10 protein-coding genes are annotated in these 14,624 nt (G+C 51.8%); 4 read left to right on the top strand and 6 right to left on the bottom strand.

The window, feature by feature from the left end:
- Positions 1 to 658: 658 nt before the first annotated feature.
- Together ACJJIO_RS03775 and ACJJIO_RS03770 are read left to right on the top strand one after the other, a co-directional pair.
- A complete protein-coding gene (locus tag ACJJIO_RS03775; RefSeq protein ID WP_444910188.1) occupies positions 659 to 2,953 on the top strand; it encodes a TonB-dependent receptor in 2,295 nt (764 codons plus the stop codon).
- A 246-nt stretch (positions 2,954 to 3,199) separates the two neighbouring features.
- Entirely contained in the window at positions 3,200 to 4,177 is a 978-nt protein-coding gene (locus ACJJIO_RS03770) for an NAD(P)H-quinone oxidoreductase (RefSeq protein WP_444910187.1), read from the top strand.
- 25 nt (positions 4,178 to 4,202) lie between these two features.
- On the opposite strand, the gene ACJJIO_RS03765 is transcribed toward ACJJIO_RS03770, so the two are convergent.
- Both ACJJIO_RS03765 and xseA read right to left on the bottom strand, forming a co-directional pair.
- Positions 4,203 to 6,518, bottom strand: a complete 2,316-nt coding sequence (locus ACJJIO_RS03765; RefSeq protein ID WP_444884156.1) for a transporter substrate-binding domain-containing protein — start codon at positions 6,516 to 6,518, stop codon at positions 4,203 to 4,205.
- Between the two features lie 66 nt (positions 6,519 to 6,584).
- A complete protein-coding gene (gene xseA / locus ACJJIO_RS03760) occupies positions 6,585 to 7,937 on the bottom strand; it encodes an exodeoxyribonuclease VII large subunit (RefSeq protein ID WP_444910186.1) in 1,353 nt (450 codons plus the stop codon).
- 172 nt (positions 7,938 to 8,109) lie between these two features.
- Between xseA and guaB the strand changes: the two genes are divergently transcribed.
- Positions 8,110 to 9,597 (top strand): IMP dehydrogenase, encoded by a 1,488-nt coding sequence (guaB, locus tag ACJJIO_RS03755; RefSeq protein ID WP_444886843.1) that lies wholly within the window; start codon positions 8,110 to 8,112, stop codon positions 9,595 to 9,597.
- Between the two features lie 87 nt (positions 9,598 to 9,684).
- A complete protein-coding gene (gene guaA, locus ACJJIO_RS03750; protein WP_444910185.1) occupies positions 9,685 to 11,262 on the top strand; it encodes a glutamine-hydrolyzing GMP synthase in 1,578 nt (525 codons plus the stop codon).
- Positions 11,263 to 11,630: 368 nt separating this feature from the next.
- On the opposite strand, the gene rlmB is transcribed toward guaA, so the two are convergent.
- The 4 genes from rlmB to ACJJIO_RS03730 are packed head-to-tail and all read right to left on the bottom strand — an operon-like array spanning position 11,631 to position 14,622.
- A complete protein-coding gene (rlmB, locus tag ACJJIO_RS03745) occupies positions 11,631 to 12,401 on the bottom strand; it encodes a 23S rRNA (guanosine(2251)-2'-O)-methyltransferase RlmB (RefSeq protein ID WP_444902818.1) in 771 nt (256 codons plus the stop codon).
- Positions 12,398 to 13,267, bottom strand: coding sequence for a Rossmann-like and DUF2520 domain-containing protein (locus ACJJIO_RS03740; protein ID WP_444902817.1), 870 nt, complete (start codon positions 13,265 to 13,267; stop codon positions 12,398 to 12,400). Before ACJJIO_RS03740 ends, rlmB begins: the two co-directional genes overlap by 4 nt.
- Complete coding sequence (locus ACJJIO_RS03735) at positions 13,267 to 14,025, bottom strand: pyridoxine 5'-phosphate synthase (protein WP_444884162.1); 759 nt, start codon at positions 14,023 to 14,025, stop codon at positions 13,267 to 13,269. The genes ACJJIO_RS03740 and ACJJIO_RS03735 overlap by 1 nt, the downstream gene beginning before the upstream one ends.
- Before the next feature lie 3 nt (positions 14,026 to 14,028).
- On the bottom strand, positions 14,029 to 14,622 hold the full coding sequence (locus tag ACJJIO_RS03730; RefSeq protein WP_444910184.1) for a peptidylprolyl isomerase: 594 nt from the start codon (positions 14,620 to 14,622) through the stop codon (positions 14,029 to 14,031).
- Between the last annotated feature and the right edge of the window lie 2 nt (positions 14,623 to 14,624).

The raw sequence follows: 14,624 nt of genomic DNA, 5'->3' as shown, positions 1-14,624 counted from the left end.
ACTTCTGGCAATAGAGTGGCTGGACTTAATGGTCAAATCTTTTTTTGTATCAAGTAGAGAAATTTGTAATTAGTGTTACACCTTTTTAACAGAATATTCATAAGTACCATTTCTCTGTATCCACACCCAGAAAAATCTAGTCTATTAACCGAGTAATTTTGCTGACTGCTAGGTCTTTTATGTTGAAGATAGAGAGGTTTGAATCTGTATTTCGCCGTTACTGCATTTTTTAAATTCATTAAGCTAGATTTAACTCACGTCTTGGCTGCTTTTAACAAAAATAAATTTTGATTCCTGACTTTTTAAGGGGGATTTTGGGTGTGGGTGAGTAAAAAGCTCGCACTTAAATAGTGCATGTTTAGCTCTATTTTTTTTAGTCAGGATTTAGTTTTCCCTCTTCCAACGAACTTTCCAGACTAATTGAGTTATTTTTATCGTTATCCGCGATAAATAGACTTCCACCGGACGTGGCTAGCCTGTAATCTGTTTGAGTCACAGAAAACATGCGAATTCTGTGCCTCTTTATCAGCGCGGTCTTGGATCGGAATCCCGCAAAGTCGGAATCTCCACAGAGAGAGTAGAGCGGCGGGATAAGGCAGTACCGATTGCGATAAGTCCGTTGTTGTAGATAAAAACAATAAAACAATGGAGAGAAAACATGGGAAGTCCGTCAAAACTTAAGCAGCACTCCGCTCTGCTTTCCGCCTGTTCTGTAGCGACTCTTTGGTTGGCCAGTGGTGCGACCCCCAGCTTTGCCGCTGAGGGTTCGGTAGGTACTCTAATGGAGGAAGTGCAAGTCACCGCCCGCAAACGCGCCGATGCAGAAATCCTGCAGGAGGTTCCCGTAGCGGCCACCGCCTATTCTGGCGATCAGTTAGAGGCACTGCACACCAAGGATCTGCAAAGCCTTTCCTTCAAAATGCCCAATGTTCAATTGGAAGATGTGGGCACGGTAAAAAATACCGCAAACTTCACGGTACGCGGCCTGGGTATCAATAGTTCTATTCCCTCTATTGATCCTACCGTCGGTGTGTTTGTGGACGGTATGTATCTGGGTGTGAACGCCGGTGTGGTGACCGACCTGTTCGACCTGGAAGGTGTTGAGGTCTTGCGGGGTCCACAGGGCCTGCTGTTTGGCCGCAATGTAACTGGTGGTGCAGTGGTCATAAAGACTGCCCGCCCCACAGATGAATTTTCTACACGCTTTAAAATATCCACCACCGACAATCTCGATACAGTCGCAGCCGGTTCCATTAACGGCGCCATTTCCGATACGGTCAACGGCCGTTTAACGGTTTATTACAACGACGACCGCGGATGGTTCGAAAACGTTGCCACTAACAACGACAATGCCGGCGCTTCCGACAGCTGGTTTATTCGGCCGAGTTTTAGTATCCAGCTGAACGACACAGCGGAGCTATTGGTGCGTATGGAGCACGGCCGTATGGATTCAGATGGTGTGGTGGCGCAGAACCGCGGTTCTGAGCCCTATTTCGAAATAACCGACGATGGGGTTGTCCCTTGGGGGAGTCCGACTCAGATAGCCGCCTCATTAGGCATTGATGACTGGGATAATGGCAAGGACTCTTTTGAGGTGGCCCAAAATGAGGAAGGTTACCAGAAAGATGAATGGAGCCAGATCATTACCGAGTTCAATAAGGATGTCGCTTTTGGTGATGGCACCATTACCAATATTCTCGCCTGGCGTGAGTATGAGGCTCACGGGCTGGGTGATATCGACTCTCTACCGGTCACGCTGTTCCATGCTGATTCCAGTGTGGACCAGAGCCAGCTCAGTAATGAGCTGCGTTACTCCGGCCGTTTTGGTCGCACCGCATTGACCACCGGTGTTTACTGGTTTAGCCAAGACGTCACCTATTTGGAAAATCGACTTCTGTTTCAGGGCTTATTCGATTGGACTGGGGGCGGTAAGCAGGACCACAGTACTTATGGCGTATTTGCCCAGGCGGATATCGACCTAAATGAGGCTTGGGTTTTGACCCTGGGGGGACGCTATTCCAGTGAGAAGAAAGATGCCAAGATAGCCTCTATTCCTCTAAATACCTGCACCCTCAGTGGTTGCTCATCTTATGACGAGGACGGTATAGATAGCGAGAGTTGGAATGCCTTTACACCCAAAATAGGTCTTCAGTGGAGTGTCTCTGATGATACCCAGTTGTATACCTTCTGGACCAAGGGCTTCCGTAGTGGTGGGTATAACTTCCGCAATGCTGGTATTAATCCTTTAACTGGAAAACCCTACCCTCCACAGGCTACCGATCAAGAGGAGCAGAGCAGCTTCGAGATTGGCGCAAAAGTGGATTGGCTGGATGGGCGTCTACGCACCAATATGGCGGTTTTCCACAACACTATTGATGACATGCAGCGCGAGGAAAATCTTCCTGATCCATTCAGTGGTGTTGCGCAGATAATTCGCAATACCGCCGATGCAACCATCCGCGGGGCCGAGTTGGAGGCTATGGCGGCCCTTAGTGAAAATCTGCTGTTTACCTTTAATGTTGGCTATGTTGACGGTGACTACGATAAGGTGCTGGGTGATCTGAATGGCGATGGCCTTGTAGATAGTACCGATCTCGGTCTAGAGATTCCCCGTCTGGCCCCCTGGACCTACGGTGTGGGCTTTATCCACGACTTGCAGTTAGGCGCCTACGGCACCCTGACTTCTCGTATGAATTTTAATCATCGAGACGAAGCCCCTTACACCGATGATAACCGCGGTATGTTGTCAGAAGTGGATATGCTGGATTTCAGCATCGGCTATACCCCGGACAATGGTAGCTACACCGTTTCATTATTCGGCAAAAATATGCTGGATGAAATGGCGGAGGGTAACAATACCCAGTTGCCTTACAAAATGGGTGGAGTGGGTGCCAGTTTCACACCACTGAATAAAGGGCGTGTAATGGGAGTGGAGTTCCTATACGAGCTCTAATTGCGGGACTTACCATTTGAATTAATTGAGATATTGGCTCTCAGTTAATGCATTTCTTGGCCGGGCCACTTGCTTACAGGATCTTTCGGTGATTTGTGCAAGTGTTCCCGGCCACATTGCTTTTACCCTCCTGTAATTCCCTCCTATTAGCGGTACAGTAGTGCTCAATATCTCTCTGATGGTTTCAGGGTTTGTCGCCATCACTGAATCGGGTTGTGAAGAATTTAAAGGATAAAGGAGCGAATAATGCGTGCTATTGATCTACCGGAATATGGAGGCCCCGAGGTCATGCAGTTGGCGGACCTGCCCAGACCGGAGGTCGCCCCAGGTGAAGTGTTGGTTGAGGTAGCTGCCGCTGGTGTCAATCGTCCCGATATTGTTCAGCGCAATGGTCATTACCCACCGCCTCCAGGTGCCTCTCCTATTCTTGGGCTTGAAGTTTCCGGTCTGGTGGCCGCAGTGGGTGAAGGCGTTGAACGCTGGCAAGTTGGCGATAAGATCTGTGCCCTAACTAATGGGGGCGGATATGCGGATTTTGTGGCGGTTCCAGAAGGGCAGTGCCTACCAATACCCGGTTCTTTATCTATGGTGGAGGCTGCGACATTACCGGAGACTTTCTTTACGGTTTGGGCCAATGTATTTGATCGGGCTCGTTTGCAAAGTGGAGAGATCTTCTTGGTACATGGTGGTAGCTCGGGTATTGGCACCACCGCTATTCAGTTGGCACACCAGCTGGGGGCCAGGGTTTTCGCCACAGCCGGTTCCGCAGAAAAATGTGTGGCTTGTGTGCAACTCGGCGCCGAGCAAGCAATAAATTACCGGGAAGAAGATTTTGTGCAGGCAGTAAAAGAAGCTACTTCAGGACATGGAGCGGATGTGATTCTGGATATGGTGGGTGGCAGCTACATTGATCGTAATATTCAAGTGGCTGCGAATGATGGCCGTATCGTGAATATCGCCTATCTGCAGGGAGCCAGAGTCGAAGTGAATATGTTACCGGTGATGTTGAAGCGGCTTTCCCTTACCGGCTCAACCTTAAGGCCAAGATCCACACAGGTTAAGGCCAGTATTGCACACTCTTTGGAATCACAAGTTTGGCCATTAATAGAAACTGGTAAAATTCACCCTCAGATTGCTGCGCGCTTCCCTTTGGAGGAGGTTGCCGAAGCACATCGGCTTCTTGAGTCTGGCAAGATCGTTGGGAAAATTGTGCTCACCTTGTGATCTTTGGAGAATCTACGTTATCAGCTTATGGAGCGGAGTAATTGGGTATCTGCTGGATAACCCCCTCTGGGGTGTGGAGTGGTGAGCAATAGCTGATACCCGGTGCTTTCTGTAGGGGCACAGCTACACTGGCATCGTCGCTCATCATTTCTACATAGGCCTTGTAGAGATTGCTGATGTTACGCACATATTGCACGGGCTCCGATCCCCGTACATAGCCATAACGCGCACGCTTAAAATACTGGGGCTGGGCCAGCTTTAACATCGCTACTTCTACATTGTCGAACCAGACGTTGGGGTCTAGGCCCAACTGTTTGGCGAGGCGCTGTGCATCGAGAAGGTGGCCATAACCAGCGTTGTATGAGGCTAGAGTGAACCAGAGCTTGTTTACCGTGGGCAGGGAGGGGTTAAACCGGTCTCTGACCCAGTCCATATATTTTACACCGGCTTTAATGGCGCGCTCAGGTTCAAACAGCGGGGGTGGAAAGCCCATTTCCTCTGCGGTTGCCGGCATTACCTGCATCAAACCTTGCGCACCAACCGGTGAAACCGCTTTCGGATTGAAATTACTTTCCTGCCACATTTGTGCAACGATCATGCGCCAGTCAAAATCATATTTATAAGCCGATTCTTTTACCAGGTCATCATAAGGGGAGAGGTTTTCCCCTGGTATTATTCGGGTGCTAACCCTCTGCATAAAGCGTTTGTTGGGCTCAAAGTAGGCCGCATACTGTTTTTTATACTTCGCAGTTTTTCTATAGCCCTCGATAAATTTATTGAGGTTCTTCAGTAGATGCCAGTTCTGGCGTAGAACCAGCCAGCCTTGGGGCTGGGGGTCTCCGAGTAACGTACCTAGTACCAAATTGGGCTGTACTGAAGCCTCAATTTTTGCGCGCCCAGAATTTGAAATGGTGGCATCGATTAGACCGTCCGAGATCAAAGAGAAAATTTGTGATTGGGACATATCCGGCGGTGCAACCTGAACTTCTACGTCAATACCTGCGTCTCGCAGAGTTTTAGCTGTGTCAATAAAAGAAGAGTAGGCACGTAGAGTGAGTTTTCGGCCGCTCAGGTCCTGAATTTTTTCGATTGGGGGTTTATTTTTGCTACTTATGATTTGCTCTGCCGACTCTACATAGGGCTTGGTGAATACCATCCCTTGTGGCTCATAGGATGGGGTGATATTGAGTTCCGATCCGGCAAAATCCCCGCGTCCGGCCCTGAGCCAGTCCGCTAAGCTCTCTTCATACGGCACCACAATAATTTGTAACTGCAGTTTGTGTTTGTCTGCGAAGGCTTTTGCCAACTCATAGTCAAACCCCATTAACAGACCTTTCCAAATAAAGTAGGTCGTGGGGCCGTTATAAGTAAGCAAGCGAATAACGCCAGATTTTTTAATGCCCTTCCAGTCGGTGATGCGCTCTTCCTGGGCCTTCACCAGATTTCGAGTAATAAAGTTATCCACGGTGGAGTTGAGTCGCTTAGTGTCTTTGCGCATTCCCCAGGCGATATTCTGCATCTCGCTAACATAAGCCCCTAGGCGTAAGTCGTCTCTGTAGTTGCGTAAATCCTCCGCAGAAAAGTTTTCGAGAATCGCGACCCGATTATTTTTCATATTGAGCACATCAATCAAACCATCGCGATTACCGTGAATAACAAATTCACGCACAGAAAGTTTTGCATCAGGATATTTGGCAATTAATTGCTGCGCAGCTTCTATATTGGCAGAGCCCTGCGGAACAATTAATTCAACATCGTTAAGTTTGCTCGGGTCGCTAATATCTGGTCCGGAAGGGCCTGTAACTAGCTGCAGGCGGGATTGACGCATGGGGACGCTGAAATCAATGATTTTCTTGCGCGCATCGGTCACTGTTAGGTTATAGGCAATGACATCAGCTTCACCTGCAATTAGCATTTCTACTGCTTTGTCGGGGGTTGGGGCCTTAATCCACTTGGCCTCCAGCTTTAATTGGTCGGCGAGTTTATTTCCCAGCTCGAAGTGACGTAGGCTGACTACTCCGTCTCTAGGTAATAGGTTTTCCGCTGCTCCGGTCAAGTTCACGAAGCGGATGGTGCCGTGTTTTTTTATTTCCTTGAGGTCTCCGGTTTCAATGTAATTGACCTGTTGTTCTTTTGCAGGAATAACAGTAGGACTTTTTTTCTCCTTGGTTGGGGTATTAGCCTGAGGGCTACTTTCTGAAGAGGCCGTAGGTTGTAAAGTACCTGACTTCTCTGAATCTTCGGGTACTTTTGGGGAGCATCCGGCAAGTGCGAGAATTAGTATAAAAAAGTATAAAAAAATCCAGCAATAGGGGCTGATAGCTTTATAACGGCACCTCATAGATAGCTCCAAAAGCTCTCTATGTGTGGATTATAGTGTCGTGCCTCTTCAGCCCATTTTCTGGTTTTAGTGACTGATGTTCTCTACCTTGGCGGAAAAGTGACCCCGGGCCAATTGAACTTCAATTTCCTGGTTTATTTCGAGCGTGTGGCTGTCTTTTAGAGGTTTACCTTGGGAATCCTTGGCAATAGCATAGCCGCGCTGTAAAACAGCCAGTGGGCTCACATTGTGAAGTAACTGTGCTTGGTGGTTGAGCCTGTCCGCTTTTTGCTGCAAAAGGCGCTCAGCCGCGCGTTGCAAAGTGCTTTGCACAAATTTCAGCTGTTCTCCTTTTTTCTGTAATTGCCTCTGGGGTTGGTAGTGGGTAAAGGCCCGCTGAGCTGCTGCCAATTGGTTGCGGCGCTGCTGAATTTGCTGCTGGCCTGCGGCCAATAGGCGCATCTCCAGGTGGTCCAGGCGTTGCGAGCGGTTTTGCAGTTGTTCGCGCGGGTGGCGTAAACGATTACGGCTCAACATAATTTTCTGCTGTAAGTGGCGAACCTGCTGCTGTATGGCCCTATATAATCGAAGCCTGCTATTTTCCAGCTGTTGATATAACTCAGCGGCATTTGCACTGGCAATTTCCGCTGCTGCTGAGGGGGTGGGTGCGCGTAGATCGGCAGCCAGATCGGAAACGGTCGTGTCTGTTTCGTGGCCTACCGCAGAAATTGTGGGAATGGGGCAGGTGGCCAAGGCTCGCGCAACAACCTCCTCATTGAAAGGCCAGAGATCCTCCAAAGAGCCGCCGCCACGCCCCACGATAAGTAGGTCGTGGCGACCGCTGCGGCCAGCTTTTTCAATAGCGCCGGCGATTTGTTGCGCCGCTCCCTGGCCTTGTACAGCCACTGGCCAGAGTTCAATTCGCGCTCCAGGGTGGCGTCGACCCAATACATGGATCATATCGCGAATCGCGGCACCAGTCGGGGAAGTGATAATGCCAATATTGGTGGGCAAATAGGGCAGCGCGCGTTTTCGGGCGCTGTCGAATAGCCCTTCGGCCTGTAATTTGGCTTTGAGTTGTTCCAGTTGGCGCATCAGGGCACCGAAGCCGGCTTCCTCCATATGTTCCACGATCAACTGGAATTCACCGCGGCCCTCATAGAGGCTAACCCGTGCGCGGATCAGCACTTCTCGGCCGTTTTGTGGGTGAAAAGCCACACTGCGGTTGCGCCCGCGAAACATGGCACAGCGCACCTGAGCGCGGGCATCTTTCAAACTAAAATACCAGTGGCCGGAGCTGGGCACAGTAAAATTGGAGATTTCCCCGCTGATCCACAGTAGTGGAATGCTGCCCTCCAGCAGCTGTTTCACCTCCCGGTTCAAATCGCTTACCGACAGGACACTGCGTTTGCTGTTGGGAGTTGCTGGGCTGGATTGCATCTGTGCCTCTCAAGTGAAAACTGGCGGAGCAATATTGCAGTATCCCCTTTATAGGTAAAGTGCTTTACTCGTTAAATCCGATTTTCTATGAAATGCCATTTGCGCTTTTATTCCTGAGAGGTATAATCGCGCCGATACCCAATCCCGCCTATTCGAGGTTTGAGTGTCAACAATGTCTGAATCCAATCTGCGCATCGCGCGCGAAGCCCTCACTTTCGACGACGTCCTACTTGTGCCCGGTTATTCCGAGGTGACCGCCAAGGATGTCAGCCTTAAAACCCAGCTGTCCCGCAATATCACCCTGAATATTCCCATTGTCTCCGCTGCTATGGATACAGTAACGGAAGCGCGCCTGGCAATTGCCCTGGCGCAGGAAGGTGGTATCGGCATTATCCACAAGAGCATGTCCATTGAAGAGCAGGCTCTTGCGGTGCGTGCGGTGAAGAAATTTGAAGCCGGTGTGGTAAAAGACCCGATTACGATCGAGTCGGATGCCACCGTGCGTGAATTGATCGCCCTGACAACCCATCACAATATTTCCGGTGTTCCGGTAATGGATAAAGGAGATCTGGTGGGTATTGTTACCAGCCGCGATGTTCGCTTCCTTACCGATCTGGATGTGAGTGTTGCCAGTGTCATGACGCCAAAGGAGCGCCTGGTAACTGCACACGAAGATGCCTCTTCTGATCATGTGCGCGAATTGCTGCACAAGCACCGCATCGAGAAAGTACTCGTTGTGAACGATGATTTTGAGTTGCGCGGCCTGATAACCGTTAAAGACTTTAATAAGGCAGAGCAGTACCCGAACTCCTGTAAAGATTCCGATGGCCGCCTGCGTGTTGGCGCATCAGTGGGCACTAGTCCTGACACCGATGACCGCGTAGCGGCTCTGGTAGAGGCCGGTGTGGATGTGTTGGTTGTGGATACTGCCCACGGCCATTCCCGCAACGTAATTGATCGCGTGCGTCGCATTAAGGAAATGCATCCTCAAGTGGATGTAATTGGCGGCAATATTGCCACTGGCGACGCCGCGCGCGCATTGGTTGAAGCTGGTGCGGATGCGGTGAAGGTAGGTATTGGCCCCGGCTCTATTTGCACCACCCGAATCGTGACGGGTATCGGTGTGCCCCAGGTAACGGCAATTGCTGAGGTTTCCACTGCGCTTAAAGGAACAGGGGTACCTATGATCGCCGATGGTGGTATCCGCTACTCCGGTGATATTTCCAAGGCAATTGTTGCGGGTGCATCTTCCGTAATGATGGGCTCTATGTTTGCCGGTACCGAAGAGGCGCCGGGTGAGGTGGAGCTATACCAGGGGCGTACTTACAAGTCCTATCGCGGTATGGGCTCCCTCGGTGCCATGGCGCGCACTCAGGGCTCCTCCGATCGCTACTTCCAGGATGCCAGCAAGGGCGCTGAAAAACTGGTCCCGGAAGGTATTGAAGGGCGCGTCCCTTATAAAGGCCCTCTGTCTGCCATTGTGCACCAGATGCTCGGTGGCCTGCGCTCTGCTATGGGGTATACCGGTAGTGTGGATATTGAAACTATGCGCACCCGTCCAGAATTTGTGCGGGTAACTGCCGCCGGCATGGGTGAGTCCCATGTACACGATGTGCAGATTACCAAAGAGGCGCCCAACTACCCGGTGGGCGGACGCTAAGCCTCTCGGTGAACAACTTTCAGTACCAAGCCGCAAACGGACCTTTCAGGTCCGTTTGCCGTTATTTATTCTGTTAATGAGTCAATCATGAGCCAAGATATCCACTCCAGTCGAATTCTGATCCTCGACTTTGGGTCCCAGTACACCCAATTGATCGCCCGCCGTGTGCGCGAGCTGGGTGTTTTTTCCGAAATTCGCGCCTTCGACATGAGCGAAGAAGAGATCCGCGAATATAACCCGAAAGGTATTATCCTGGCCGGTGGGCCCGAATCTGTACCGGAAGAGGGCTCTCCCCGCGCGCCAGAAGTGGTTTACAGCTTGGGCGTGCCTGTTCTGGGGATTTGCTATGGCATGCAGACCATGGCACACCAGCTAGGTGGTGCCGTACAGGGAAGTAACGTCCGCGAGTTTGGCTACGCCCAGGTAAAAGTAGAGGGCACTTCCAATCTGCTGCGCGATATCAAAGATCACCTCAACGATGAAGGTGAGGCGCTGCTGGATGTATGGATGAGCCACGGCGACAAAGTCGTGCAAATGCCGGAAGGCTTTGCGCTGATGGCCTCCACCGATTCCTGCCCCATTGCTGGTATGTACTCCGCCGACAAGAACTTCTTTGGGGTACAGTTCCACCCGGAAGTGACACATACCCTGCAGGGTATGCGCATCTATGAACACTTTGTCATTGATATCTGCGGTTGTGAAAAGCTCTGGACCCCGGCCAATATTATCGAGGACTCCATTGCCAAAGTGCGCGAACAGGTGGGTGATGGCAAGGTATTGCTGGGTCTCTCCGGGGGTGTCGACAGCTCTGTGGTGGCGGCACTGCTGCACAAGGCTATTGGCGATCAGCTGACCTGTGTTTTTGTGGACAACGGCTTGTTGCGCAAAAATGAGGGCGATCAGGTGATGCAAATGTTTGCCGATAATATGGGCGTGCGGGTTGTTCGCGCCGATGCGCAAGAGGATTTCCTCTCACGTCTGGCAGGTGTGGATGAGCCTGAAGCCAAGCGCAAAATTATCGGCAATACCTTTATCGAGATTTTCGATCGAGAAGCGTCCAAATTGCAGGATGTGAGGTTCCTGGCTCAGGGTACTATTTATCCAGATGTGATCGAATCTGCCGCCGCCAAAACGGGCAAAGCCCATGTAATCAAGTCTCACCACAACGTGGGCGGCTTACCGGAAGATATGCAGTTTGAACTGGTGGAACCACTGCGTGAGCTGTTTAAAGATGAAGTGCGCAAAATCGGCCTGGAGTTGGGCCTGCCTTACGATATGGTTTACCGCCACCCCTTCCCGGGACCGGGCCTGGGCGTTCGCATTCTCGGCGAGGTAAAGAGAGAGTACGCCGATATCTTACGCGAGGCAGACGCCATCTTTATCGAGGAGTTGCACAAGGCTGATTGGTACCACAAAACCAGTCAGGCATTTGTGGTATTCCTGCCGGTGAAATCGGTTGGTGTGGTGGGCGATGGCCGCCGCTATGAATATGTAGTGGCGCTTCGAGCCGTGGAAACCGTGGACTTTATGACGGCGCGTTGGGCGCATTTGCCCTACGAGTTGATTGAGAAAGTCTCCAACCGCATTATTAATGAGATAGAGCATATCTCCCGCGTGGCTTACGATGTATCGAGCAAGCCACCGGCTACCATCGAGTGGGAGTAAGCGCTTAATCTCACTTCTTTAATGGGGCGCTTGGCGCCCCATTTCTCTATTTTCCCCGCCAAGCGTGCCACTTTCCACAGCTGAGCCCTTTGCTTCAAATGGCGCTTAACTGGTGCGCACGTCTCTTGCTTTTATCTTGTAATTCACTGTAACTCGTTGATTTTTTGGGCGTTTCAAAAGCTGGTCATTTTTTCTTCAGATTGTCACATTGGCGCAACCATGGGCCTTTGCGACAGGGAAAGAATAGTTATCCTCAGAGATATCCACAGAATCTGTGGGTAGCCACTCTTCGAGAGGGGTGTAGTTGGTAATTAGGGGGTTGAAAGAGAAAGAAGGGGCACCTTTTGCACAGAGATGCCCTGGGCGGATTAAAGTTGGCGCCGGAAGCTGATCAGTGCCGCAGTAACTGCTACGTTGAGGCTCTCCACACCATTTTGCATGGGGATACGCACTAGCTCGTTACACTGCTTGGTGACCGCATCGCTAACCCCGCGGGTTTCATTACCCAGAACAAAAATAGTTGGTTTGTTACCGGGAACCTCTGCAAGGGTCATTGAGGCATGGGAGGACAGGCCACAGATACGTGCGCCGGAATCGCGAAAATCGCTTAGTGCATCGGTCAGGGTGTCGCACCGTAGTATCTGGGTTTTAAACAGAGTGCCGGTGCTGGCTTTGATCACCAGTGGGTCAATCTGTGCGCAGCCCTTTCTCGGCAGGAGAATACCATCCACACCGCCGGCACAGGCTGATCGGATAATCATGCCGAGATTTTGTGGATTGGTAATACCGTCCAGCGCTAAAAGTTCGTAGGTCTTAGCCTCATTCTTGGGCAGGAAGGCTTTGTAGTTGCCGTAGTTGGGTAGGGCCAGATCCAGCGCTACACCCTGGTCCTGGCGAGAATTTTTCGAGATGCGGGAGAGTTCTTTCCGATCCAAGTAGGAGATTTCTATCTGGCGCTCCTCGGCCAGAGACTCCATTCGACTGATCAGCTGGTCGCGTCGGTTGCTGCTAGCCAGGTGCAGCTTGTGTACCGGAAGTTCTGGGTCTTCCAGTGCTTCGAGCACGGGCTTGCGCCCATAAATAGTTAGTAGGCTGTCGAAAAAGGCCCTTTTTTTTAGGTATTCAGAGGAGTCTTTCACCGCATTGGCTCGCTCAGTAGTTCGATCAATTTGGCCGCGCTCTCATCGGATAGCTGGCCCCGCCGCGCCAACTCTACACAGGCGAGGCCCAGTTGGCGATAGTGGTGCGCGAGTTCCGGGGCTGTGGAGGTTAAGTCTTTCAGCTGGTTGGCTACTGTTTCCAGGTCGCCCCGGGCGATCGGGCCGGTGAGAGAATTCTCCGGTCCAAGAGCCATATTATTCTGTGCGGTCTGCAGAACAATTGGCTCCAGTAACTTGAGGGCACTATCGCGGTCGATACCCGCCGCAGCGAAACTGCTCAGGCTGAGATCTATGAGTACGGTGAGATAGTTGCACGCGATCACCGAACCGGCATGGTATAGAGACTTGTGCTGGGCTTCGATGTTGAGTATTTCACAGCCTATGGTAGTGAAAGCTTCTGCTAAAGCCTTTGTTGCAGAGCTTTCGCCCTCTAGGGCGACGCTACAGCCGGCGAAACTGTCGAGGGAGCGCAGCGGGTCGGCAAAGCTGTGCACCGGGTGGGCGCTGGCGATAGCGGCAGGGCGCAGCACTTCGAGCACTTGTGAGCTCAGGGCGCCACTGCAGTGGAAGGCTGCTATGTTTTCGCGTTCGCCAAGGTGGTTGGCGAGGCGTTCAACTGTTGCGGCAATCTCGCTATCGCTGCAAGCGATTAGCCAGAAGTCTGCGGGCTTCATCAATTCCAGCGCGGCTACTGCGTGCCCGGCGCCGATAAACTCGGCGGCAGCCTGTGCGCTTTCCAGACTGCGGTTAAAAATCGATTGAACTTGAAAAAAACCGGTCTGTTGCCACAAGCGCCCGAGAGTTTTCCCCAGGCGCCCGGCACCAATAATGTTGAGTGTCTTCATTAGTTGCCGGCGAGGCAGTCCAGGTAAGCTTTAACAGCATTCTCCAGCCCCATACCGATGGCGTCTACGGTGAGGGCGTGGCCGATTGAGACTTCCTGTAATCCTGGCAGGGTGCGGTAGCGGGGCAGGTTGACCAGGTTCAGGTCGTGGCCCGCATTTACCCCCAGCCCCAATTGGCGAGCATGCTCGGCGGCGGCGCAGTGAGCGCTGAAGATATCTTCCAGTTCCGCACTCTGTTTTGCGGCTGCTTCTGCATAGGGGCCTGTATACAGCTCAATGCGATCAGCACCCACATCCTTGGCCAGGCTGATCTGCTCTAGATCCGGATCCATAAACAAGCTAACTCGGACACCGGCGTCCTTGAGTCTGGCGATCAGGGGGACCAGGCGCGGGCCATCGAGTTTGAGGTTGAAGCCGTGATCGGAGGTTAGCTGGTCGTTGCTGTCGGGGACCAGGGTGCACTGGTCTGGTTGGGTTTCCAGTACTAACGGCATCAGGCCGGGATAGTCCCCCTGGTGCAGGGCAAAGGGATTGCCCTCAATATTGAACTCAATACCCTGGCGATCGCGGCACAGTGCAGCCAATTCGCGTACGTCATTGGGGCGGATATGGCGCTGATCTGGGCGTGGGTGTACGGTGATACCCTGCGCACCAGCGTCTAGGCATATCCGACCGTGGGCAGTGACATCGGGGAAGTTACCCTCGCGGGAATTGCGGATCAGGGCGATCTTGTTGAGATTAACACTGAGAGCGATCACAGCTTATTCTCCCTTGCTGTTGGTGGCGACGGCGTTGTCACCGGTGTCTATACGTTTGGCCTCAAGGATGCGGATGGGCGTGTTGGGGGCACTTGGGTGCTGTCGATAGAGGCCCCTTGGCTGCTCTACCATCTTTTCCACAATATCCATGCCGGCAATCACCCGGCCAAAAACGGCGTAGCCGGGCTTGTCTTCTTGGGCGTCGAGCCTGGTGTTATCGACCAGATTGATAAAAAACTGAGAGGTAGCGCTGTCTGGGTCGTTGGTTCTTGCCATAGAGAGGGTGCCGCGCAGGTTTTGCAGGCCGTTGGCGGATTCGTTGATGATGGGGTCTTGGGTTTCCTTTCTCTGGAAATCGAAAGTAAATCCGCCACCCTGAACAACGAAGCCCGGTACTATCCGGTGGAAGATGATCCCATTGTAAAAGCCGTTATCGGTATAAGTAAGGAAGTTCTGTACGGTGACCGGAGCTTCTTTGGCGAAGAGTTCGATCTGAATAATGCCCAAGTCGGTTTTAAGTTCCACGCGCGGGTTTTTGGCCAATGCGGGAAGGGCAAGGGTTGCACAGAGTAGCATTGCAAATAGTTTACGCATCATCC

It is taken from the genome of Microbulbifer mixtoriginis (SeqCode) (assembly GCF_052467235.1).
The sequence above is the reverse complement of the archived record's forward strand: the minus strand, read 5'-3'. Positions and strand labels throughout refer to the sequence as shown.

Coding starts and splice junctions, on each gene's coding strand:
- ACJJIO_RS03775 (WP_444910188.1), top strand. CDS start 659: ATGGGAAGTCCGTCAAAACTTAAGCAGCACTCCGCTCTGCTTTCCGCC.
- ACJJIO_RS03770 (WP_444910187.1), top strand. CDS start 3,200: ATGCGTGCTATTGATCTACCGGAATATGGAGGCCCCGAGGTCATGCAG.
- ACJJIO_RS03765 (WP_444884156.1), bottom strand. CDS start 6,518: ATGAGGTGCCGTTATAAAGCTATCAGCCCCTATTGCTGGATTTTTTTA.
- xseA (WP_444910186.1), bottom strand. CDS start 7,937: ATGCAATCCAGCCCAGCAACTCCCAACAGCAAACGCAGTGTCCTGTCG.
- guaB (WP_444886843.1), top strand. CDS start 8,110: ATGTCTGAATCCAATCTGCGCATCGCGCGCGAAGCCCTCACTTTCGAC.
- guaA (WP_444910185.1), top strand. CDS start 9,685: ATGAGCCAAGATATCCACTCCAGTCGAATTCTGATCCTCGACTTTGGG.
- ACJJIO_RS03740 (WP_444902817.1), bottom strand. CDS start 13,267: ATGAAGACACTCAACATTATTGGTGCCGGGCGCCTGGGGAAAACTCTC.
- ACJJIO_RS03730 (WP_444910184.1), bottom strand. CDS start 14,622: ATGATGCGTAAACTATTTGCAATGCTACTCTGTGCAACCCTTGCCCTT.